The sequence below is a fragment of the Planotetraspora silvatica genome, assembly GCF_016863315.1.
Taxonomy (GTDB): Bacteria; Actinomycetota; Actinomycetes; order Streptosporangiales; family Streptosporangiaceae; genus Planotetraspora; species Planotetraspora silvatica.
In genome coordinates, this window is record NZ_BOOQ01000056.1 from 66052 (window position 1) to 90090 (window position 24039).

Annotated in this window: 14 protein-coding genes and 1 pseudogene; 11 read left to right on the top strand and 4 right to left on the bottom strand. The window is 63.7% G+C overall.

What is annotated here, in order from left to right:
- Positions 1-16 precede the first annotated feature (16 nt).
- Genes Psi02_RS35785 through Psi02_RS35815 form a run of 7 tightly spaced genes read left to right on the top strand, consistent with a single transcriptional unit; the run spans position 17 to position 8011 of the window.
- A complete protein-coding gene (locus Psi02_RS35785; RefSeq protein ID WP_203980300.1) occupies positions 17-1150 on the top strand; it encodes a hypothetical protein in 1134 nt (377 codons plus the stop codon).
- Complete coding sequence (locus tag Psi02_RS35790) at positions 1147-2592, top strand: SCO6880 family protein (RefSeq protein WP_203980301.1); 1446 nt, start codon at positions 1147-1149, stop codon at positions 2590-2592. The genes Psi02_RS35785 and Psi02_RS35790 overlap by 4 nt, the downstream gene beginning before the upstream one ends.
- Positions 2592-3980, top strand: a complete 1389-nt coding sequence (locus tag Psi02_RS35795) for a putative type IV secretion/conjugal transfer ATPase (protein ID WP_239095441.1) — start codon at positions 2592-2594, stop codon at positions 3978-3980. The genes Psi02_RS35790 and Psi02_RS35795 overlap by 1 nt, the downstream gene beginning before the upstream one ends.
- Positions 3977-5716 carry a type IV secretory system conjugative DNA transfer family protein gene (locus Psi02_RS35800; RefSeq protein WP_203980302.1) on the top strand — a complete coding sequence of 580 codons (1740 nt, stop codon included), beginning with the start codon at positions 3977-3979 and terminating at the stop codon, positions 5714-5716. Before Psi02_RS35795 ends, Psi02_RS35800 begins: the two co-directional genes overlap by 4 nt.
- Positions 5713-6120 carry a DUF4913 domain-containing protein gene (locus Psi02_RS35805; protein ID WP_203980303.1) on the top strand — a complete coding sequence of 136 codons (408 nt, stop codon included), beginning with the start codon at positions 5713-5715 and terminating at the stop codon, positions 6118-6120. The genes Psi02_RS35800 and Psi02_RS35805 overlap by 4 nt, the downstream gene beginning before the upstream one ends.
- Positions 6117-6506: a hypothetical protein gene (locus tag Psi02_RS35810; protein WP_203980304.1), complete on the top strand. Its 390-nt coding sequence runs from the start codon at positions 6117-6119 to the stop codon at positions 6504-6506. The genes Psi02_RS35805 and Psi02_RS35810 overlap by 4 nt, the downstream gene beginning before the upstream one ends.
- Positions 6503-8011 carry a hypothetical protein gene (locus Psi02_RS35815; RefSeq protein ID WP_203980305.1) on the top strand — a complete coding sequence of 503 codons (1509 nt, stop codon included), beginning with the start codon at positions 6503-6505 and terminating at the stop codon, positions 8009-8011. Before Psi02_RS35810 ends, Psi02_RS35815 begins: the two co-directional genes overlap by 4 nt.
- A 253-nt stretch (positions 8012-8264) precedes the next feature.
- Here Psi02_RS35815 and Psi02_RS41330 read toward each other — a convergent pair whose 3' ends face one another.
- A complete protein-coding gene (locus tag Psi02_RS41330; RefSeq protein WP_444544198.1) occupies positions 8265-8648 on the bottom strand; it encodes an Imm32 family immunity protein in 384 nt (127 codons plus the stop codon).
- A gap of 245 nt (positions 8649-8893) precedes the next feature.
- On the opposite strand from Psi02_RS41330, the pseudogene Psi02_RS35825 reads away from it, so the two are divergent.
- Positions 8894-9133 (top strand): annotated as a pseudogene (locus tag Psi02_RS35825) (IS701 family transposase); the annotation flags it as partial.
- Between the two features lie 669 nt (positions 9134-9802).
- Here the strand turns inward: Psi02_RS35825 and Psi02_RS35830 are convergent.
- Both Psi02_RS35830 and Psi02_RS35835 read right to left on the bottom strand, forming a co-directional pair.
- Positions 9803-10729, bottom strand: coding sequence for a hypothetical protein (locus Psi02_RS35830; protein WP_203980307.1), 927 nt, complete (start codon positions 10727-10729; stop codon positions 9803-9805).
- A 33-nt stretch (positions 10730-10762) separates the two neighbouring features.
- Positions 10763-17896: a polymorphic toxin-type HINT domain-containing protein gene (locus tag Psi02_RS35835; RefSeq protein ID WP_203980308.1), complete on the bottom strand. Its 7134-nt coding sequence runs from the start codon at positions 17894-17896 to the stop codon at positions 10763-10765.
- A 283-nt stretch (positions 17897-18179) separates the two neighbouring features.
- Between Psi02_RS35835 and Psi02_RS35840 the strand changes: the two genes are divergently transcribed.
- A complete protein-coding gene (locus tag Psi02_RS35840) occupies positions 18180-21302 on the top strand; it encodes a hypothetical protein (RefSeq protein ID WP_203980309.1) in 3123 nt (1040 codons plus the stop codon).
- A 312-nt stretch (positions 21303-21614) separates the two neighbouring features.
- Positions 21615-21878 carry an integrase core domain-containing protein gene (locus Psi02_RS41255; protein ID WP_203980310.1) on the top strand — a complete coding sequence of 88 codons (264 nt, stop codon included), beginning with the start codon at positions 21615-21617 and terminating at the stop codon, positions 21876-21878.
- On the opposite strand, the gene Psi02_RS35850 is transcribed toward Psi02_RS41255, so the two are convergent.
- Positions 21811-22587, bottom strand: a complete 777-nt coding sequence (locus Psi02_RS35850; protein WP_239095442.1) for a GntR family transcriptional regulator — start codon at positions 22585-22587, stop codon at positions 21811-21813. The genes Psi02_RS41255 and Psi02_RS35850 overlap by 68 nt on opposite strands.
- Positions 22588-22728: 141 nt before the next feature.
- Between Psi02_RS35850 and Psi02_RS35855 the strand changes: the two genes are divergently transcribed.
- Positions 22729-23721 (top strand): hypothetical protein, encoded by a 993-nt coding sequence (locus Psi02_RS35855; RefSeq protein WP_203980311.1) that lies wholly within the window; start codon positions 22729-22731, stop codon positions 23719-23721.
- The last annotated feature ends 318 nt before the right edge of the window (positions 23722-24039 follow it).

The window sequence follows — 24039 nt, forward strand, 5'->3', positions numbered from 1 at the left end:
AGTCAGCGGATATGTCGTGGGCAAGATGATCGAGGGCGCCGCCAGCGGCGTGCTCGGTGAGATCGCCAAGGCCATCCAGGACGGCGTGGCCTGGGTGGTCGGTAACACCGTCTCCTGGTGGGTGAAGGTGCCCTCCCCCGACATCGCAGGTGAGTCCGCCGTCGATCGCCTTCACCAATGGACGTTGCCGATCGCAGCAGCGGTAGCCGTACTCGGCCTGATCAGCGCGGGCGGCAAGATGGCGCTGACCCGCAAGGCGAGCCCGCTCGTCGATGTCGGCTCTGGCCTGGTCATCATGGCGGTGACCTCGACAATCGGGGTGCTCACCGCCTCGATGCTCGTCAAAGCGGGCGATGCGTGGTCCAGTTGGGTGCTCGACATGTCGGCACAGGGCGGCTTCGGTAAGCGCCTGACCGAGATTCTCAGCCTGAGCGCCGCCGCCCCTGGCGTCGTGATCGTGCTCGGCATCATCGCGATCCTGGTCGGCGCCATCCAGGCCGTGCTCATGCTCTTCCGCGAGGCGGCGCTCGTCGTCCTCGCCGGGCTGCTCCCCCTCGCCGCTGCCGGCACGATGACCGCGCTCACCAAGCCTTGGTTCCGCAAGCTGACCGGCTGGATGCTCGCTCTCATCTTCTACAAACCGGCCGCGGCCGCCGTGTACGCGACCACGTTCACGATGATCGGCGAGGGCAAGGATCCACGGACGACGCTCATGGGTTTCGCGATGATGCTCCTTTCTCTGATCGCACTGCCGGTTCTGATGAAGTTCTTCACCTGGACGACGGGCTCGCTTGCGGCGGCTGGCAGCGGCGGCGGCATCCTCGGTGCGAGCGTCACAGGCGCGATGGCGGTCGGCGCTTTCCGTACCTCTGGATCGGGGTCCGCCGGCGCGAGCAGCCATGCCAGCTTCCTGTCCGGACAACTGGGTGGTGGAGGGAAAGTAGCCAGTGCTTCTTCGCCAGTTCCTCCGGGTGCCTCCTCCCCTGCAGCTCCGACCACAACGAACGCATCAGGCTCAGCCATGGCCGGCGCAGGAAAGGCTGGATCAGCCGCAGGGCCGGCGGGAGCCGCGGCAGCGGCCGTGGTCAGCGGCCTGGCCAGCGGAGCGAACACCGCAGCGGGCTCCATGCGAGAGGACCGCCAGCGATGACGGAGATACGCACCTACGGCGGTTGGCGCCGGCGACGTGGTCTCGGTTTGATCGGCCTGGGAACGACAGGGACCTTCGTCGCGCTGGGCTCGATCACCGCTCTGGTCCTGGCGGTCTCAATCGACCCGCGAGCGGCGATCTACACCGGGCCGCCTGCCGCCCTGGCCGGAGCGCTGGTCCTCATACGTGTAAGTGGCGTGCCGATCGCGCACATCATGGTCCGGCGAATCCGCTGGTCGTACGGCAAAGCGCACGGTCACACGAACTACCGAGCAGGGGTGATCGTGGCTCACCCGCGAGCGTTCCAGCTTCCGGGCGTGCTGGCCACCACCCGGCTGTTGTCAGCCGAGGATGGCTTCGGTCGGCAGTACGGCATCGTCTGGGACCGTCGGGCCGGACTGTTCACTGCGACGCTCACCGTGTCACCGGCCTCGACCTGGCTCGCCGAACGAAGCGACGCCGACGCCTGGGTCGCCAACTGGGGTGGCTGGCTGGCCTCGCTCGGGCACATGCCGACGATCCGCTGGGTCACCGTCACCATCGACACCGCCCCCGAGTCCGGCTCCGCGCTGTCCGACACCATCGGCCAGGCACTCTCTCCAGCGGCACCCGAGGCGGCAGTGCAGCTCATCAACCAGCTCGTGAGCACGGCGCCGAGGACCGCCGCCCAGGTCAACACCCACGTCAGCGTCACCTTCGACCCATCCCGCTCCCCCGGCGGACTGGACGACATGCCGACCGCGATCGCCGAACTCGGCCGGGCCCTCGACGGCCTGGCTTCCTCGCTGAGCGCCTGCGGCGTAACAGTCACCGGCCGGGCAACCGCCACGGAGCTGGCCAGAGTCGTTCGCGGCGCGTTCGACCCCGCGGCACGAGGCGACGCCACCAGATCCGACGACCTCAACTGGGCAGACGCAGGCCCGGTCGGCGCGCAGGAGCACGCCGACCACTACGAACATGACAGCGGCACCAGCGTCAGCTGGGCCTGGCATGAAGCGCCACGCCAGAACGTCCCCGCTGATGTGCTCAGCCGCCTGGTCGCACCGGGCCCCTTCCCCAAACGGGTGAGCGTGCAATACCGGCCGCTCCCGGCGACCGAAGCGAACCGCGTGCTCGAGGAAGAAGTGAACGCCGCCGCGTTCCGCGAGCACTACCGCCGCCGCACCGGCCGGGACGAAACCGCCCGCGACGCCTACGACCAGGCGCGCGCCCGTCAGGCCGCAGCCGAGGAGGCAACCGGCGCCGGGGTGACGCTGGTGACGATGTACGTCACCACCACGGTGACCGACTCGAGCGACTTGCCTCGCGCCGTCGCGGCCACAGAAGCCGCGGCCGAGGCGTCGCGTATCCGCCTGCGCCGCCTGTGGGGCAGCCAGTCCGCCGGGTTTGCCACCACGCTGCCGTGTGGCGTATGCCCGGCCGAGCTGACGAGGAGGTCCTAATGACCTCATCCATCGCGCCAACTCGGGGTTGGCGGGAGCCGTACGGCGGACGTGCCGTCCATGTCGAGGCAGGAACCGAGTTCCAGGCGACCACCACGCAGGCATGCGGGCTGTTCCCGTTCGTCGCTGGCTCGGGCTCCCCCGCCATCGGCACACCAATCGGCCGCCACCAACTCTTCGGCGAGGTCGTCTGCCTCGACCCGCTGGCCTGGCTCCGGGCCGGTCTCGTCACCAATCCCGGGGTGTTCGTCCTCGGCCAGCCCGGCACCGGCAAATCCACCCTGGTCAAGCGGCTCATCATCGGGGCGATCGCGACTGGCTCGACCGCGATCATCCTCGGCGACACCAAGCCCGACTACACCATGCTCGTCGAGCACGTCGGGGGGCAAGTGATCCGCGTCGGCAGAGGCCTCGACCGAATCAACCCCCTGGACTCCGGCCCGCTCGGCGGCGCCGCACGAAACCTCCACGGGGCCGAGGCGGAACGGATGCGCTGGGAGCTGCGTGGCCGACGGCTCTCCCTGCTGATGGCGCTCTGCACGCTGGTCCGCGAGGCGCCGATCTCCAACGCCGAAGAGGTGATCCTCGGCCGGGCCATCGATCTACTCGACGAGCGCCTGGCGACGCCCACTGTCCCCGACGTGCTCGCCGTACTGGAAGAAGGACCGGAAGCCCTGCGGTCGGCCGCCCGCACGGACCGGCCCGAGCGATATCGCGAGCGCGTCAGCGACCTGGTCTTCACGCTCGAACTGCTGTGCACGGGCTCGCTCGCGGGCGTCTTCGACGGGCCGACCACCCGGCCCATCGACCTGACCGCGCCAGCAGTGTCGGTCGACATCTCCAGCGTCGGCGCGGGCAGCGACAAACTCCTCACCGCAGCGATGCTCTGCACCTGGGCGTACGGCTTCGCGATGGTCGACAGCACCGCGGGTGAGCGACGCTCCTACCTGGGCGTGATGGACGAGCTGTGGCGAGCACTACGCGGAGCGCCCGGCCTGGTCGAGTACGCCGACAGCCTCACCCGGCTCAACCGGGCCAAGGGCATGGCCTCCATCATGATCACCCACTCACTGGCCGACCTCGAGGCGCTCCCGACAGAGGAGGACCGGGCCAAAGCGCGTGGCTTCATCGATCGCAGCGCCATCACTGTGCTCGCCGGGCTGCCTCCGCGCGAGCTGGCCCGCGTCAGCGAGATCACCCGCCTCACCAAACCCGAGCAGGAGCTGGTGGCCTCCTGGTCGGCGCCCGATTCCTGGCTACCAGGTGCGCGGCACCCAGGTAGAGGCAAGTACCTCATCAAGACCGGAGACCGGCTCGGCATCCCGGTCGAGCTCTCCCTCGTCGGCATCGAGCACGAGCTCTACGACACCGACCAGGCGATCCGATGACCCGGGCCGTGGGACCACGCGCGGGCTTCACGCCTCATGGCTCGATCGGTGGATGGGTGCTGCTGCTGGTCGGATGGGGTGCGGTCGCCGTCTTCGCCCTCATCTGGGCAGGCGCGTGGTTGGCAAGTCGCATGTTCGGCGGCCGGGTGAGCGACTTCGGCACTGACTTCGTTGTCGACGTCGCCGAAGGCCGTACGGCTACGGCCTGGCCGGGAACGCCCACGCCTGCGGTCGTTGTGACGGCGGTACTGCTCCTCAGCGTGATGCTGGCCGTGGTCGTGGCCGTGTGGTGGTTGATCGCACGGCGGGTTCTCGACCCTCTGGATCCTGTTGCGGCTCTCGCCGACAATCCCGGGCTCGCGTCTTTGATGCCGAAGGTCGCTGCTCAGAAGGCGCGCGGGTTGCGACCCGCCTTGGGCGAATCAGTGGCTCCCTGCGACATCGGGCTCCCGCTGGGAATCCTCATGCACGACGGGCCCACCTTGTACGCGTCGTGGGAGGACACGATCTTCGCCTTCATGGCGCCGCGCTCGGGGAAGACCACCTGTCTGAGCATTCCCTACGTGCTGACGGCACCCGGGCCAGTCATCGCGACGTCGAACAAGGCCGACCTGTGGGCGGCGACCGCGTCATTGCGCGCCGCGGACGGTGCCGTGTGGCTGTTCGATCCGCAGTGCGTCACCTACCAGCAGCAGGCCTGGTGGTGGGATCCGCTGCGAGACCTGACCACAGTGGAAGACGCCCACCGATTGGCGGGCCATTTCGTGCTCACCGTCGACGACGGCCAGAAGCGGGACCTATGGGGGCCGGCCGCTCAGGACCTACTCTGTGCGCTGTTCCTCGCGGCAGCTTCCTCGGGTCGCACGTTGCGTGACGTCGCCAAGTGGCTGGACACGCCGTCTGTCCCTACTCCAGTCGAGTTGCTGGAAGCGGCAGGCTTCTCATTGATCGCATCGTCACTTCGCGGCGCGCAGAACGGGGCGGTCGAGACCCGCGACGGCATCTACCAAACGGCCCGAACCGCGACCAAGGCACTACGTGATGAGGCGATCATCGCGTGGGTTACGCCTTCGTCGCTGCCGGTCTTCGACCCGTACGGCTTCGCCTGCGGAACCGACACCCTGTACCTGTTGTCCAAGTCACGCTCCGCGGCCTCCCCGCTGATCGCCGCGCTCACCGACTGCACCATGCGGGCGGCGGAGCGGCGAGCCGAACGGATGGGCGGACGGCTCGATCCCCCGATGGTCGTTTGCCTGGACGAGGCGGCCAATATCTGCCGAATCGCGGACCTGCCCGAGCTATACAGCCACCTCGGCTCGCGCGGGATCGTGCCGGTGACCATCCTGCAGTCCTACGAACAGGGCGTGACGGTCTGGGGCGAGGCCGGAATGGCCGCCATGTGGGGCGCCGCGACCCGCAAGGTGATCGGCGCCGGCGTCGACTCCCCTCGCCTCGCACGCGACCTCGCCACGCTCGTCGGCCAGCATGACGTCCCTGTGCGTTCCGTCTCGTACGCCGACGGACGCGCCTCCGAGCAGATCTCGCTCCGCCGGCAGGACATCCTCGAACCGGCGGCGATCCGCGCCCTATCACCAGGGAGCGCGCTACTTCTGGCCACGGGCGGTCGGCCTGCGCTGATCTCACTGCTCCCCTGGTACGGCAGCCGGGACGCCGACCGGATCCAAGCATGCCGCGAAAGGCTCGAACGCCTGATCACCGAAGGAGCAGCAGGATGACCGAACCGGTGTACTCATGCGTCGAAGACTGGGTGACCGAGCGTTTCATCCTCATCTACCGACGCCCACTCGGCGGCGAGTTCCGCTGGTGCGCCCAATGGTGGAAGCACGCCGAAGCCATCTCCCGCCTGACCGCTCTCTGGCACTCATGGGAAGCACTGCGGCTGGAAGCCGGCACCGGGATGGGCGTCTGGTACCGCGACCACCTCGATCACCAGCTACCCGTCCTCCTTGGAGCACGCGGCCCCTTCTACCAATGCACCGAGGAAGAACACATCGAATCTCGGGAGGTGGAGGTTGAACCCGCCCCTCTGGAGTGGTGGATGACACCAGCAGACCTGCATTCCGCGGACACGCACGACGACACGCTTGTGCGAGCCCTTCCTGAGGAGGACCAGCAATGATCACCGACGCCTACGAAACCCTCAAACAGCACCAAAGCACTGCGGTTGGTGTCATCGAGGCTGCGAAAGACGCGTTCACCGTCATCGCCGCATCGATGGAGTTGGCGGAGGAAACGAGACCTCCCGAGTTGCATGCCTCGTACGCGCTCCTTCATCAGGAAGCCGTCGACGGCTTGGCCGCGCTCAGCCCTCGTGCGAACGCGGTGATTCCTACGGCCGACCGAGCCGTCGACGTACCGGAGCTCGAGAAGATCAGCAGTCTCGGCGGGCTGCTCTGTGAAGTGCTCCTAACCGCCGCCGAGCATCACACCGATGTGAACCAGCGCCTTGCCCTGCTCAACGCCGCGGCGCACGCCGCCCAGATCAGGGACCTGCTCGCACCATGATCGCCACCTTCGGCGACTTCATCGACGGCGCCCGAAAGCATCTGGACATCGCAACCCGGCATGCGCATGCCGACCTCGGCCACGCCGTCTCGGCGGAGACCTTCCAGGCTGGCCGACGGTTGACCCGGGCCCTGGCCCGCTGCGCCCAGGACTTCGCCAATGCGAACGAAATCGCTGCTCAGCTCCGCCACGCTTCCGACCTGCTAGGCCGCTGGCAACCGTCTCCGGCCGCAGGTCGTCACCCAGTTCCGCTGCACCTATCGGCGGCCGCGACTGCCTGGGGTGCCGCCGGAGATCTCCTGGCCACCCATCTACCACTACTCGACAGCGGCCCTCGTTCTGACTGGGTGGCCGTCCTAGCCGACCGCCAGGCCCACGACCAACTCCTCACCGCGATAATCGATCACGCGCAGACGGTCTCAGCGATCCTGAAACGCACTGCCCTCGCCCACGCGGTCGACATCCAAGCAGCCTGCCATCTGCTGGACTCGCTTCAACGACCTGATAGTCCCGTACGGAACAGCCCGACGACGATACGAGGCGTCCCGCTGAACCACACGGTCGCGCCACCACCACAGATCTGGCAGGTACCGAGACCTCCAACTGAGCTACGTGCGGGGATCACGACCAGCGCTGAGGCCCTCCGAGCCCTATGCCACCGAGAGAGTGAGTCCGGTCCATGGGAGTGGCAACGCACGGCTCTCGCCTGCTCGATCATCACGCACATCTCCGCCAGGATCCTCACCCACCTCACTCACCGAGCTAGCGATCTGGCTGACCTCAAATCGGACGTGAGCAAGGCTCTGCGGCGTTCGACCGACGGCATGGAGCAGGCACACGCCGGGTGGAAAGCGGTACGCCGAGCCTGGCAGGGATACCTCGCGCCAAGACCCGCCAACCTCTCACTTCGTCAGCAACACCTCACGCAAATGACCGTAGGCCTGGGCCGACTCCTGTACGCCAACCCACTCTGGACTCCGGCTTCTCAGGACGCCGCACCGTTCAAGACACTCGACGCGATCGCCCCGACCCTGGCCGACATGGTGCCACTCGTCCAGGCGACGCTCCACGCCTTCGAAGCACTGACGGTCGTTGCCAGACGAGACCGACGAGACGTCACCCAAGCCATTAAACGAAGTCGGCTGCTGACGACGGAAGCGGCTGGCGTGCTGACGGACTACAAGGAATTGAACCGGCCAACGGTCCGTACCTCATGGGCTCTGAGCGAGGCGGCACTACTCGCCGCGGACGGCGCCGAGAGGCCAGCCCTCTGGCAGGACATCAATCTGCTGGAGCTCCGGCGGCACCCGACAACATTCACACGGCGCGCTGCGCTACAACGCGTCAGCACCCGCGAACACATGGAATGGCTCGCAACCCGTACCGCGGTATCCGAGACCTGGCCTGCTATACCAACCCGTTCAACTCACTCTGGATCTACGTCAGCCTCCCCTTCTCCGCGAGGAACACAACTCCGGCACGGTGAAAGCAATACCGCACGATGAGGAAACAACGCCTGCGCATCCAAGGCGCTGGAGTCGCGTCTCACGGGCATTCCGACACCAAAAATTTTCTCATGTAGCACTTTCGGAACGCACCTGTCGAGAAGCGCATCGATATTGGGAGCGTCCAATACGTCAGACTGCCACTTAATGTGCGGGTAGGACTTCGCCAGACTTAAGTCCCACGAAGCCCTATATCCCGAATTCCTCATAGCCAAAAAAACAGACAGCGCCTATTTTTTGAAATGAGTCGCATTCAATCTCCATAGATTGCGATAACTAACGGTTCCGAGTCCTGTGACAGATAATCATGTCCCGGAAAGTATTCGATATGAAGATGGTCCGAATGATCGGCTTCCGATGCGAACCCTTCGATGTTTTCAGCAAGGAGGTCGAGCGCCATTCTTCCTCCGTGAATCTTCAGGGACGGACCATCTGCCGCAATACAGACCACATCCTCTGACGTCTCCCGGAATTCTAGCCCGGACAGCGATCGACTATATGGGAAGGGTGCACGATTCTCAAAAAAACCGCACCCTCCTTGCTCATTTCGCAACGAGCGGCTAAGAGCCCGCAGTTCCGAGCGAGTTCCGGATAGTTCCATCTCCGTAGTCGAGTCTCCACGCAAAACTTGTAGCATCGCGATTCCAGTTATTCCTATGGCCAGTAATCGCCGGGTCGAACCGTTGACAGCTCGATAGGAGTATGCGGATCATTGAGCGATCCACTGGTCACCGTCCTACCGTTAATCTGTGTCTCCAAATTTAGATGGGGCCAAAGAAGACCACTGACCGCGATCATCATAAGGATCCGATAAGCCGTGTGAGTATGATTTCCACAAAGCCCTAATCCTCCAGTCCGTCCTCCGAGAGCTTGCCGCATTCCCGCGACCTCGTCCGCGTGACGGGAGCCCGCTGGGCAATCGAGGAAAGCTTCCAGACCGCCAAGAACGAGACCGGCCTGGACCACTACCAGGTCCGCCGGTTCGACGCCTGGCATCGCCACATCACCCTCGCGATGCTCGCCCACGCCTACCTCGCCGTCACCGCCGCACATGCCCCAAAAGCCCAAGCGGCCTGGTCCGCCTCACACCAGCAGAAGTCCGCCGTCTCCTGGCACACGTGATCGCCCCCGCCGCACGCGCTCTCGAGTTCGCGCTGGCCTGGTCAACCCACCGACGCGACCATCAACCCCGCGCCCCCAACAGCCACTACTGGCGACGCTGGCTAAAACATCACGAAATAAGGCTGAATACTAGAATGGCGGTGAGGCGCGCACGGGTTTCTTTGGCTTCAGGAGCACCGAGCTCAGCGGCTCCGCGCCACCGACGACAAGGTCGGCACGACGCGGATTGCCTCGACAGTGTCCCTGCCTATCTACACGACCTGGCGACGAGGAGGAAGCGTGCCGGCGGGGGAATCGCATGGATCGCGGAAGCTGGTCTCTTCGATGACTACAAACGTCGGGACATCCTCGGTCTTCACCATGGATCGCAACAGATTCCGGATTCCCGACCTCGATCTGCCTCGCAAACCACGCATCAGGGTCCACACTGTCGTTCACAGCCATCGCTTTCTTCTCCTTCGATCTTGACTCGCAATCACGAAGGATTACGCGATAGCCGTACTCATTTTACGACGCCGCGCCTCTGCCAGCACACCCCGCGCGAGCGGGCGAATGCGCAACTGAAGAGCCGGCAGATCCTGCGCAAGCCTCGCTGCTGCCTCAAACGAGCAGATCATATCGTTAAAGCCATTCACGTCCTTCACACCCGCGAAGGAGGACGAAAAGGGCTCACTGCCCTCTGAGGTCGGCCTCAATACAGGTTGAGTAGACAATCTCAGCGCAGGACATTGCCTCCATGGCCGTTGCAGCAAGAGCGCCGTCGCCCCGATCATTAAGCAGGCGAACGTCCCGCCACCACGCATGGTCCTCCAGTTTGGCGAGCCTACTTCCCACTTGTTGGCCATACTGATCATCAAACAGGAAGAAAGTCTCGAATACTCGCTCCGTACAAGCTGCAACGGAATTAACGTCTAGCCTACTCAATGAATCTTCAAGCAGGGTGCCGACCTCAAGAAGCAAGCCTGCCAAATCGGCCCTTTTAGGCATAGACGGTATGCCGCCAGCCGAGGGCGTGCCAGCAACGTATTCGATACCAGAAATAGCGTCCGCAACAGCCAGCAGAACGTCACGCTCGCCCCCTGCCCGCGAAAACATTTCCGCCAGACTTCGAAAGCCACTCGTTCGCCCCGCCAACGTGGCCATCAACGGCTCAAGACGCACCAGGGACAAGGCCAGCCAATGCAGCTGAAGGTTTGCTGGGAGGGGGTGGAGAAGGTCGCGCCTTTGACGCATGAACTCCGGATAGCGGACTCTGGGAACCGAGCCGATCAACCAGAGCCTGGCGATCCGTTCGTCGATGGAACGCCAGGTAACAGAGGCAGCGCCGATGCGCATCGGCTCCGGAAGCGCACTGTCGTACTCGCAGATCATCGTCAAACTCGCGGGCCTGGAAGCCTTGAATCGGACCTGCATAACGGCTTCCGAAGTCTGCACAGATAGGAGATCTACACCTCTCATCAATTCTTGGGTGGAAACTTCATCGAGGGTCCTAAGTTCCCATGCCGCTCGTTCACGACCCGCTCCGATATGGTCGGAATGCGGCCAGGACACAACGTTCATTCTTATGGACGCTGCCTTCGCCCAGTCGAAGCTCATTATTATCTCCTATCCGCCTTCCGAATGAACTTCCTAGAGGGGGAAGTGGGTAAGCACCTCGAGGTGGGACAGAGCCCCTGGCCCGAAGATAGTCTCTTCAGGCATACCCTCGCCTGTCACCCGGGTAGTGATGTGCCCTTCTTGGACAAGTCGATCGTAGGTGCACTTACACATGCGAGTGATGACAACCGACGCACCGTCCCTGGCCCCGCCGTTCCTTGTGACTCCCCATTGAGCGGCCGTGCTCAGGTTGGGGTCGCCGCCTCCCGAGACCCGGTAAGTGAAGAACCTCCCAGGCTGGGCGACTTTACCGCCATTCGAAGCGGCCTTCGCTGCAGCGGAGTTCAAACCGTTTGCCGCGATGTTCTCCGCATGTGCCGTCGTCGTCCCATGCGCGAAGTCTATGAACTCGTCGCAGTTGTGGACGAGGACCGGTGTGGCGTCTGCGAGCACATAGTACGTGTGGAGCTCGGCGACTGTCAGGTTGTACATGTCACGGTCGCCGGGGTGGACCTTGACCCTTGCTACAACGACGTGCTGGTCAGCGGCCGTGTTGAGGGAATCTCCCGGGGTGAGCTGGCCTGCGGGAATCCAGGCGTGCTGAGTGTCGTCCCAGAAGGGATGCTTCGATGTTGTGTGAACGGTGGTTACACGGCCATCGGCTTGGCGGACGTCAAGATCGATCAGGTCGTAGTCGTGGTTGACGATGGTGGCGGTGACGGTATGGGGGCCTTGGTGGTGTCCGGTGTCGGGGTCGGCAGCTTCGACATGATCGCCCACGTTAATGTCTGCGATCGGCTTTGTTTTCCCATCTGCCATGAGAACTAGCGTGCTGGGTGTAAAACTGCAAGGTATTCCATGGCCGCCGCCGCCGGCAGCCATATCCTCAACAGCTCGTCCGGTTGCGGACGATCCTCTGACGATCGCTGACTCGCCACCGGTGGGAACAGCCGTGGCGGCGATGAAAGTGCCGCTGCCTACGCCGGACCAGAAATTATCTCTACGTTCGCCGTACTGCCATTTGCCCCAGTCTTCCCACGTGGTGGAGTCCAGGTCCCATTCGGCGAGCGCGACAACGGGCTTGCCGATGATTCCGAGAGTGTCCCAAAAACCCCAGTCGAATCCATTCAGGGCGTCACTGGCACCGCCACCGACCTTGCATCCGGCGCCACAGGTCGAACTGCCACCGTGGCTTGACCCTGAAGAGCTCGAACCGCCACCTGATCCGGAATTGGAAGCGGTGTTATTTCCACCGTTGTTGCTTCCGGTGCCCTCGTGGTAACCGCCGCGGTCGTCGACCCAGTCCTCACCGGGAGCACAGCTGTCTTGGCAAAGTCGGAGGCCCGACGGGTCGCTGTTCGTGATGGGGCTGTTGTTGGCGTAGGCGTACCCGTTCCACGATTGGGGATCAGAAGTATCGAAGAGTGGATCGACACTGATGAAGCGACCAAGGCTGGGATCGTATTCGCGAGCACCAAGGTTGGTCAGCCCAGTGATGGTGTCCTTGGTTCCTCCGACAAACCCGAGCCCGCCAGTCCATGTCGGCGCAGTTCCTCTGAGTTCTCCAAACGGAGAGTAATTGCGGCGAGTGGTGGTGGCGAGGGTGCTGGTCACTTCCGTGGTGGCAGTGCCCTGCACGTTGTTGGCTTGATAGCTGAGGGCACTACTCGCGCTAGAGGTTGCTTTTCGAACAACGGTTGGAGCGCCAGGGAAGGTGTAGTAGCGGACGGCTTGGCTGGCTGTCCCACCACTAATAGTGAGTTGATCTCCACCGAGGAAGAGTGTGGTGGTCGCGTCATCGGTCCGTGCAAGCAGGTTGCCGTCCGGGTCATAGATATAGCCGGCGGTGTGAGTAGGCGCAGCCGAAGGTCCGGTCTTTAACGTGTCGATCTTTCCGGTCTTACCCCAGGTGATCTGCCGATCTTTGCTGCTGTCATCGTTCGTGACGCCAACCAGGTTGCCAGCAGGGTCGTAGCTGTAGGAGGCCTCAGGCCCCGTCCCGACGGTGACTCCTCTTACCGCGTGAGGGGACTTATCGGGGTCGCCGGGAAGGTCGTACTCCTCTGCAGTGACAACATCCTGGGCCGAGTTGCCGGTGATGCTGTGGTCGGTACGGCTGGTGCGGTTACCGATCAGGTCGTAGGCGTAGGACTGCCAGTAGGGTGCAGGTCCTCCAAGGTTGGCCGCTGCCGGCGTGGTGTGGGTGCAGCCTCCGATGCCGGGAATCGTCGGTGACGGGCTGGTGATGACGCCGCCGGTGTCGGTCCACGCGTCGGTGAGTCGGCCCAGGTAGTCGTACCGGTAGCACTGTCGGTCTGTAGTGGTGCTGCTGCTTCCACCTTGGATGTCAGCGATCGACGTGATCTGGCCGGCGGCGTTGCGGGTGTAGGAGACGTTGTCTACCGAACTCGTCCCGTTCTGCCGGTCGAAGTTATAGCCAGCCACCCGGTTGAAGGCATCGTAGGTGTACGTCTGCGCGACTTGGCTCGGCACCACTCCCATGGTGGCGCGCATCGGCTGGCCCAGATGTGTGTAGTCCATCCAGGCGACGTAGGTGTTCGTTCCGCCTGAGGCGACCGGGAGCCCTGTGAGGTTGTAGGCGTATCCGACGGTCTCTGTCGGCAACAGACTGCCGGCACCTGTCTCTTCAATTTTGCTGGTGTACAGCAATTGGGAGTTGGTGGTGTAGGTGTTCGTGGTCTTGTAGGTGATGGCGGCAGTGTTTTTAGCCGCACTCGCGGGGATGGTGATCGTTGTGTCTTTGGGTTTGCCGAGGTTGGTGTAGCCGGCAATGGAAGACGTGTAACGGGTCGCACCACTGCTGTTAAAGGCAATCGAGGAGGACGGGAGTCCCTTGCCGAGGGTGGCGGCGTCATAGGTCCAGGCGGCGAGCTTCGGCCCGGTGGTAGGACCGTCATGCTGCTCGGTCTTCCGGCCAAGGTTGTCGTACACGTATGAGAGCGTTTGCCCGCGATTGTCGGTGGTGGTTAGCAGTTCCCCGATGTCGTCGTAGGACGAGGATGTGCCCCCTGTATCAGGGTCTGTGCTCGATACCGCGTTGCCGAGTTGGTCGTAGCTGGTGGCCCAGACGTTGTTCTTGGCATCTGTCACACCCACCGACCGTCCAAGCGCGTCGTAGTGGTAGGTCGTAACGTCCGTGTCCCCGACGGGGGTCCCCCCGTGGTACTGCCACAGCTCGGTCCGCTTTCCGCGGCCATCGGTGATTGTCGTGGTGGCTGTGCCGCCGCTGGGCGGAGTGACATCTGCGCGTTCCATGCCGGGATAGCTGATCGTGGTGGCCCATTGCAGGTTCGCGTTGCTGTAGGTGGCCTGCGAGACCGCTCGACCCATTCCGTCGTAGATGGTCCGTGATTGCTGGGGCACGGTTGAGTCGACTGCGGTGAAGAACGCCCCGGTCGGAGCAGAAGCGCTGTTGTGGTAACCGGCAGAGGTCAGGATTGTCCGGCCGGCGCTGTCATAGCGTGTGTCGCTGATCACGCGTGCGCTTCCGCCGTCGGGCGGAGTCGACTGTTCTTGTCGCACGCGGAGAAGGGAGTCGTAAATCTTGTAGTCGACTGTGTAGATGTCGCCATCGTGAAGTGTTTCCGTCTTCACGGTCGATGGCGCCGACGCTGAAACGCTGTACGTGAATCGCATGCTGGCGCTCTGGGTGGCGGGCCGGTTGGGCAGCCACACGTTGGTCAATCGGCCCAAACCGTCGTAGGTGAGCGTGACGATCAGACCATTCACGTCAGTGGTCTTGATGGGCAGCGAACGAGCGACATCGAGGACGTTAGTGGCAGTCCAGGTTTTGGGGTTGGTCGTCACCGTTGAGGTGGGCAGGTACTTGCTGCCGACGGGGTTATACGCCGTTCCCGTCGTACGGCCCATCGCATCCGTGTTGGAAGTAACTCGGCCGTAGGTGTCATAGACGGTCTTGGTGGCAGTGGTCCATCGCGCCGTCGGTCCGGAATAGTCGTGAACCGCCTGGGTGGCGGTCACGTCTCCGGCATTCGTCGCAGCGATCTGGCCCAGCGTGGTAGTGCCGTAGAAGGTGCGCGACTGGGCAAGCGTGTGGGTGGCGTCGGCCGGGGTCGAGCAGTCGCCAGCAACTGTGGTCGTCTCCGCGGGGAACCCCACCATGTTCCGGTCCGTGTCCGACGCGTAGCTGGTCAGGGTGCATGACCGTGGGGTGGTCGAACCGCCGACGGGGTCGCCAGAGTCGTCTACCTCGCCCTTGTCGTCGACGCTGGTCACCAGCCCCGTTGCCTCGTCGAACGTCGAATGTGTCTGAACGGTTCGCCATTTGCCTGACGACAGCAAGTCACGGCTGCGTGTGGTGGAGGTGCCAGTGAAGCGCGCGATCTGGTCGGGCAGGCCAAATGCCCGGTTGTGCGCAGCGGTGGCCGGGGACTTCCACGGCGTTTGGAAGGTTTGCGTGCGGGCGCTGCCACCGCTCCCGGAGTCAGTGACGGTCTGGTAGACGAACCCAGCGAACGCATCATCGTCGGGAACCGTCTCGCCCATTGTGTTCGTCACCGGGTCGGACTTGGTTGACCCATCGGCTTTCAGGTCGCCGGCCATACCTCGCAGATAGAAAGTGTGGGATTGCGTAACCGGGTCCGGCGCACGCCCACTTCGGGTGATCACCTCACCGAAACCGCGGAATTCCCCCCACGTTCGGTTCTTTGAAACGGTGAGTTCGTTGTCGTCGCGGTGCCAAGCTGACTTGCCGACGTATTGGTAAGTGGTGATCAACGGGGTCGATGCGGTGTTCACCTGGTCGGACTGGTCCACCTCAGCAACAGTGTACTTGTAGAACCAGTCCAGGATGGGGTCCGTGAAATTGGGCGGCGTCCAACGCACGGGGTAGCAGAGGCCCGTGACGAGCGCGCCGTTGTCGTCTTCAGAGGGCGGGTTCGACCGAGAACACGACGGCGTGTTGTAGGTGACGGTGATTTGCGATCCGGTTTCGGTGGTCAACGCCTGCAAACGCAGCCGGTTGATCGGAGGCAACGCCGGAACCAGTCCTTCGACCCGGTTAGGCAGCTGCGCGGTCCCGGTGAACTTGATTTGCGGCACGCTCGCTGCCGAGCCGCCTCCTCCGGTGTCGTTACCGGTGTGCGTGATTCCCTGGAGCCACATCGCGGGCTTCGAGCCGTCGCCCGGGTCGGGAAAGCTTTGGTTGGCAAGGGCATAGGTGTCGACCGTCCGATAGGCGGCCGTGGTCAGAGACGTGTCCCACACACTTGTAGCGATAGTGGTCAGCCGCTTCGTCGACCAGAAACTGGGCGCGTACGTAGTGCATGTCCCGGTAGAGGCGCAGTTCAAGTCATAAGGGACGTCCGGCCAGTGTGACGCGGTGGATGAACTCAATGCTGTCGAGCAGTCAAAGCTGCTCTTCCCGTCGCACCGCTCTGCGACCGTGAACGTCACCTTGGCCGGAGAGTTGGTCACGGTCTTGGCGACGTAGTCTGCAACCTGCCATCCGTAAGCGATCTTCGTTGGATAGCCGCCACGGACATACGCGGTCAGCGTGTGGTCCGAACCAGCGGCGTAGTAGTTCCGTTCCTTGCTGTAGGTGTAGACGGTCAGGTTCTTGTGCGGATCCACGACGAAGTCGAGGTTCCACCGCCATCCCTGCGCACAGGTCGATGCGGCCAGCGTCGCCTCGTGGCAGGGCTCGCCAGCGTCGTTGCCGTACACCGGCATATCCCATGCCGAGTACGTCGAGGCATCAGTACCGTCGCCTCCCGCTGAGTCCGGCAGATGGTAGGCGCCGAAGAAGTACTGGGTCCCGTCTCTGGTGGTAACTCGCCAGTACGTGCCGCTGTCGACACCGTTTGCGGCACCCGTCAGCTCGTCGATACGCGAGCCGTTGTCCTCGGCCAGCCGCCAGGACGAATAGACCCCATCCGTGTGTGTACCAATGGGTACGAGCTCGCTGTTCGAGCCATTGAGGGACAGCGAGGCATTGTCGCCTGCCCAGCACATGTCCCCGTTGGCCTGCTCCTCCCCGTCATTGGCACAGGCTCTGTAGGAGCGTTCGATGAAACCGGGGGTGTACTCCCACCCGTCACCCACCCAGGAGGCCTGGTTATTCGTGGCCGACGTACGCCCATCGACATTGGCTGAGTTGTACGCCAACTTCACTGCAGGGGCGCCTCCACCCACAGACGGCGGAACCGCCACAGGATAGGAGTACGTGAACGACCCAGTGTTACCGCCTGCACCCCATTTGCCGGCTGGATTCAGCGACGTCGCCGCATACGTACCAGCGCCACCCGAGTCTCCCGCAGCGGCCGCCAGCACCAGCACACCGGCGGTACCTTGGGCCTCCTGGCTCTGAGCCGCCTGAACTTCCGCTGAAGGAGTCGCCTTGGGCAGCGTCACATCTGCAACCAATGCATCCTCGCCAACCAGGTTCGCAGAGGCGGTGACCGGCGTCTGTGCTCGGCATGCGTCCACCTCCGGAGTGGTCAGCACGCATGCAGGCAAGGACACCAGATGCAGCCGTGAAGCGTAATCGCCGCCGAACGCATCACGGATGGCCGAATAGTCGAGACGGACGGATACCCGTGCCGCAGCCATGCCATCCGTGCGCTGCAAGGAAACGAGCAGCCCGTCCACGCCAGCCTTATGGGCGACAGTCCGGCTTGTCACTGCCATTCGCACGCGGGACGGCGTCGGAGCAGCTGCGACAGCGTTTACATCCTGCCGCGTCGCACGCGATGCCTTCACGGCGCTGTTCGCGACCCCAGCCGTCAAAATGCCTGCCGACGCCACCCACAGTGGGACGCCTGCTTCATGCGCGCCACTCATCCCGGCTCCGGCCTGCGCAATCAAGGGCGTGGGCTGCGGAGCAATCAACGGAGAGAGCAAAGCCGGTGTGGCGAGTTCGACCTCGCCAGACGCAGCTGCCGGCCAGGCCGGGACAGCAGGAGCGAACTCGTTCGGCCGCTTGCGCTCCACCATTCGTCGCGCCGGAGCGTCACGGCCTTTGGTCGAAGGCTGCGGCGGCAAGGAGCCCGGAGACCACAGTTTCGGCTGATGAGGCACCGATGCCTGCGCCACCCCGCCCACCTGAAACACGAGCGTGAGCACAACCCAGATGGCGACTAGCGCGGCCCATCCTGACGTCCACAGCACCCGGCCACGCAGAGCCATACATACCGCCCTCTAAGCAGACAAAACACCGTGATCACGGCATCTCGCGTGGACCGTACCTGGAGCTCCCATTAGCCGTCAATGTCCCGTTAACAACACGACCTTACTGTCATTGACTCGTCACGCCCTGCTGATCAACATCCTTGCGATGGCCCCGACCGGGCAGTTCACGGCGAAACCCGTAGTGCGGCACTAGCGGTCAGCTGCCGCAACCCGCTACGTTGCCTGCCGCATATGTGCGTCTTATGCCTATATGGCAAAAAGGGTCGGGTGTGAGGTATTCGTGAAAGAACGCAACGTGCTGCAGCGGCTAGCGTTGCCAGCGGTCAGCACAGTCCTAGTCAGCCTGTTCGGCCTGCCAGTCTTGGCACCCCCCGCTCACGCCGAGGACACCACTGGCACGCCAACCGAGCAGGCGATCGCTTCCGCTGTCGCCCAAGCCACTCAAACCGGCCAATCGGTAACGGTCGACGCAGTCACCGACAGCCACAGCCTGCTCACGGCACTTCCCGATGGAACGCTACAGGGAACCATCAGCGTGGCGCCGGAACGAACCCGGCAAGGCAACACATGGGTCCCTCTCAACGCCACGTTGCATCGCAACAGTGATGGCAGCTACTCCACTACGGCGACCCCCAGCACGGTCACCTTCTCCGGAGGCGGTGCCGGCACACCGCTTGCCTCGGTGGACAACGATGGCCAACAACTCGCCGTCTCGTGGCCAACAGCTCTGCCAACGCCGAACGTCACTGGCGATCACGCTCTCTACCCCGAGGTACTGCCTGGCGTGGACCTGAAGGTCACCGCGAGCAAATACGGCGGATTCTCCAACGTCCTCATCGTCAAGACTGCTCAAGCGGCGCAAAATCCCGCTCTGACCGCACTGACTCTCGGCACCAGCCTCAGCCCCGGGCTCACGCTCAACGCCGACGCTGCCGGGAACATGTCAGTGACAGACTCGAGCGGACAGGTCGATTTCCACGCCGCAGCCCCACTCATGTGGGACTCATCGGCAGCAAGCGCCTCGAGTTCGGGATTCTCCAGCTCACAGACTGCGACGGCTAAGGCAGCCCCACAGGCGCGAGCCGACGCATCTACCGAGGGCGATCAAAACCAGGACACATCAGGCCGCGACCCCGGGGATCAAGTTGCCACGATCGATGTGACCGTCGATTCCTCAGGACAGGTACGGCTAGAACCCGACCGTACGTTGCTCACCGGCGAGGACACTAACTTCCCCGTCTACATCGACCCCACATGGGTCTCCAGCACGAAGACTGCCAATCACTGGGCCTATGTCCAACAAGGTCTACCAAGCGTCATCAATTACGATGACCCGGGCGACGACCTAGGCGTCGGCTACCAAGGATTCAGTTCCCCAACCGGTGTCGAACGCGCATATTACCAGTTCAGCATCCCCACAGCATGGGGATCTACTGCCACCATCAACTCGGGCATCCTCCAAACGACCAGCGATTACGCGGCTGACTTTAGCTGCTCCAACGCCTATACCGTTACCGAGCTCAGCGTTCAGCACATCACCAGCACCATCAGCTGGAATAACCAACCAGCTGTCGGGACGGCCACGGACACAGCTTCCGTGGCCGGTGCCAACCATTCGGCTGGCTGCCCTGATCGGACCGCTAATTTCGACGTAACCGGCTCAATCGGTGCCGACGGGGACGGTATCGTTACCTTTCGCCTGACGGGAAGCGAAAGTAACCAGAACGCCTTCAAGCGTTTCAGCCACGTCGCCAAGCTCACCGTCCAGTACAACACCCCGCCAGACGCCCCCACCGCATTGGCGGTTTCCCCAACTCCTCGCAACCCTGACGGGCAGTCTTGCGACAACCTCGACACCGTGGGCTGGATCGGTAAGACAACCACCGGAATCAAGTTCTCTGGTCATGCGGCAGACGATGACGGCGCTAATCAGAATGTCCGGGCCGAAGTTCATATCTGGAACAAAGGCCTAACTGGCGAAGACACCACCCCGGACATTATCGGCTGGGGGGTCGCAGCCTCGTACGGCAATTACGTGACCGGAACGGGGGGGACCTCTACTACTGGCGCAATTGCCGACTCTGCCTTCCAAGACGGGCACATGTACGGATGGGACATGCGCGGGTGGGACGGCATCAATACATCAGGGCCGTCGGTGCACTGCTACTTCAAACGTGACCTGACCTCCCCCGCCCTTCCCACCATGAGTTACAGCGCCTCAACCGGGAAGATCACCATGTCGGCCACGGATCCGGTCCCAAGTGGCGGCACCGCCAGCAACAGCAGCGGGATCGCCAAGTTTTACTACTCAGACGACCCGACCGATCTGACCACAGGCAGCGCGACCGCCACCACCGCTAATGGAACGGCATCAGCCAGCTTCGCCTACCAGTGGCCCACGTGGGGCACCAACTACCTGTACGGCACAAGCGTTGATAAGGCAAATAACCAGGCCCCCGGTTATTTTCCTCTTCCAGTCTATGTCCCGCAGAATCCCGCCACTCAGGTTCACCCCGGCGATGTCGACGGCGATACTCATCCCGACCTGCTGTACACCACTAGCGCCGGCCTTACTTTGGCGCGGGTGACGGGCGACGTATCCAATAAAGTCACAGCTGCGCTCCCTTCCGAGGGCCCTGGTGGAGTCTCCTGGAATAGCACAGGAATGCTACTGGCCCACCGCTCCAGCCTCACCCGGAGCGCCACCGCAGACTTCAAGGATGATCTCTGGGTCCATGCCGGAGCGGGAGCCGGCTTGTTCCTGTACCGCAACGGCGGGAAATCTCCCTATTTCAATAAGGGCACGGCTGTGGCCATCCAGCATCCTGATTGCCCTACTGAAGTCTGCGGCGCCAACTACAACAGAGACTGGAGCAACGTCACGCAGCTCATCGCCACTGGCGACATCACCGGTGACGACATCGGCGACATCATTACCGTGGAAACCTCCCCAGTCCCCAGCGGCGGGTCCTTCCTATGGCTCTACCCCGGTTCCACCATCTCAGGAATGATGGCACCCGCGATTCAGCTCGGCACACGCGGTGATTGGAATACGCGCACGATCATGGCGCCTTCCGAGGCACCCACGGGTACTACTCAAGCCATGTGGGCTCGCAACAGCACAGGCGTTCTCTACACCTACCCGATCACCGAAAACGGAGACGGAACCGTCACCTTCCCCGATACCCCCACCCAGATCGGAAGCTTCTCCCCCAGCACGTACCCGAAGATCACGAGCCTCGGGGACACCAATGGCGACGGCTACTCCGACATCTATGTCACCACCAGCGCAGGGGAACTAAAGGCTTACCAAGGCACCGCCAGCACAAGCACAAATCGCTTCGACGCCGGCCATGTCATCCAAACCACCGGTTGGGGAACAGGAATCGCTGCCATCGGTTAAGCCCAACAGATGAGGCGTGAGGCCAGCAGCAAACGCCTCAGTCGCCGGTGAAGGCCCCTGCCCCAAACAGCCAGGCGGATTCCAGGGGTCGTTGCAACACGGCTCATCTAGCTGGCTTCGGCCAGGAGCTTAGCCAGACGCTCGGCTGGGGTATCCCAGCCGAGCGTTTTGCGTGGGCGGCCGTAGCATTCGCACTCAACACCAGACCCCGAAAGACCCTCGGGTGGACGACGCCGGCAGAGGCCTTCAGCGATCATCGAAAGTTGCTGCTGACCAGCAGTGTTGCGACAACCCCTTGAACCCAAGCAATATATGTCGCTGTCATTCAGCCAGCGGTGCAGGTCAGCAGGCATCCGCACATCCACCGGGACGGTCGCGGACTGCTTTGACAACGCGGTCACCGAAAGCTTCTTCGCGACCGTGGAGACCGAGTTACTCGACCGGCATCACTTCGCCACTCGCGCGCAGGCCAAGGCCGCCTGCTTCGACTTCATCGAAGGCGTGATAGTCAGCTCTCCCATTGGGCGTCCCACATCGAGGTGCCGTACAGCAGCCGATAGCGGTCTGCCGGGGTGACGATGTCAGCGGTCTCCACGGGCTGAACATCGGCGTAGTACGTGCGTGAGCGCACGAGCACGATGTCGCCCTTCGCCGCGGCCAGCGCCCGCGCTTCCTCCGCGGTGATCAGCCTGGCGGAAACGTAGTCCGCCGAGTGCGTCACCTCGATGCCGATCTGACGCATCCGCTCCACGACGCCGAGTCCGGCGTGCGGGCCTTCCTCGGGCAGAACGATCGGCGTGCCACGCGTGAGCCGAAGCGGCTCCCAACTTGTGGCCAACTGCGCGGGAGCGCCGTCGCGTCGATAGAGATAGTCGGTCTGCATCACGTCGGGCGCGTCGCCCTCAGGCTCCTCGAGGGCCAATCGCTCACGGACCGCAGACGAGGCCGTGGCGGTACGGCTGTCGAAGTCCCAGGTGCCGCTACTCCCCCGGCCTTCCATATCAGCCTTGAAGGGACTGCCGCCGTGGGCATTGCGATGCCAACTGCAGACGAGGTAGTCCAGCTGCGGCCGGCTCCGGACATAGGTGCCAGACCCAGTCCTGGCGATCGCCAGGCCTTCCTGAATCAGAGTGTTCAGCACCTTGCGTGCAACGCCATTGCTCACGCTGTACTCGCGCTCGATCTCTGGCGTGCTGGGGAGCCGATCACCCTCGGCAAGCTCTCCGGAGACGATCTTTCGCCGCAGCGCGTCAGCGATCGGCAAATACCTGGTGCCCTCATCCACGCGAACAGCTTGACGGGTTGGATATCACGGTCGCAAGCTAGGGGGGCAAGATGCCAGGTGTGATATCCAGCACTGTGAGGCGCTCAAATGCGGCAGCACCCCCCGTCTGTACGTGATCAGTGTGCGCAGTCTGCTCCCTACGTGCGGACCATCATCGGTGGCGCACTCGACGCCATCGATGGCGCAGCCGCCTGGGTCGGTGCGATCACCAGCACCATGGCGCCTGCCGTCACCGAGCTGGCCACGGCAAACGCACGCAGGCTCATCGAGCTCGCCGTACGCGCAACGCCGGAACTCGAGCGTGTCCACATCCGTGTGATCCCGGAGTCCACCGGGATCAGGGTCGAGGTCTCCCACCCGGGAGGACCTTTGGAACCGACCCGCGGAAGCTCGTCCTCCATCTGGGCCACGCTGTCATCGCAGATACAGGACTTCGGCTCACGGCATTCCCCGCAAAGCGGTCACGTGATGTGGTTCCTCATTCCGCCGCGCGAGGTCGGCGATCGAATGAACGCCTCGGTCGCTCAGTACCCGTACGTCATCGCGTGGACAGGCGAGGCGGTCCAGCAGTCACTGACGTTCCGTCATCACCCGGAGGTCGGCGGCCTCCGCCTCACTTACCGCGACCCGCATCCCGAGGACTGGGTGTACGGCGTGCTCCGCGCTCGCCACGCCATCGCGCGAGGCCACGGCCGGCCGCAGTTCCACCGAGTACACACACTGCGGCAGTGGCGATGCATGGAATACCGGCTGTGCCAGGTCTGCGGCCGGTCTGCCGTAGACCCGGATACCGGGCGCACCTGGTGGCTCCTGGCCGCTGACGCCTCGTCGCCGGGGCAGGGATACACCAACGCACCCCCGACCTGCCGTGACTGCATCCCCCGTGCGAGCACCCAGTGCCCCCAGCTACACGACACGGCTGCCGTCTATTCGGCAGCCGCCTGCGAGCCGTACGCCGTCCTCGGCACGCGTTTCATCGCTGGAGTCGGCGGACCCGTACCGCTCGAGGAGCACACAGCCCAGGTGCCACTGGACGCATTCCGCGCGCTCGCCACTGTCCTCGCTGAGCAACTAGTGGTTCGCCTGGCCGGCCTGCGTCGTGAAGATCTCAACATGAGCCAAGCTTCGCGCTGACTGGTATTGCATCACTCCACATGAGCTGCCCGCGCGCCGCGTTCCCCCCGTAATGCGGCGCACGGGCGCCCTGCCGACCGCGCCTCGGGATTTGGCCATCATCGCGGCCGCGGCTGGCAGGGCATCCAGACGGTGGTCCCCCACCCCTTCCGCGGCCGGTGGACCTGGGACCGCCAGCCGAGAGCCCAACGGCGAGAAGCCTTTCGCAGGGCTCGGGGGCCCGCCCCCGTCCGGGATGGGGCGGGCCGCCACGGCGATCCCAGGCCTTCCAGCAGGCCGCCGACCCTCCCGATCGGGAGCCCCGCCGCGAACATCTAG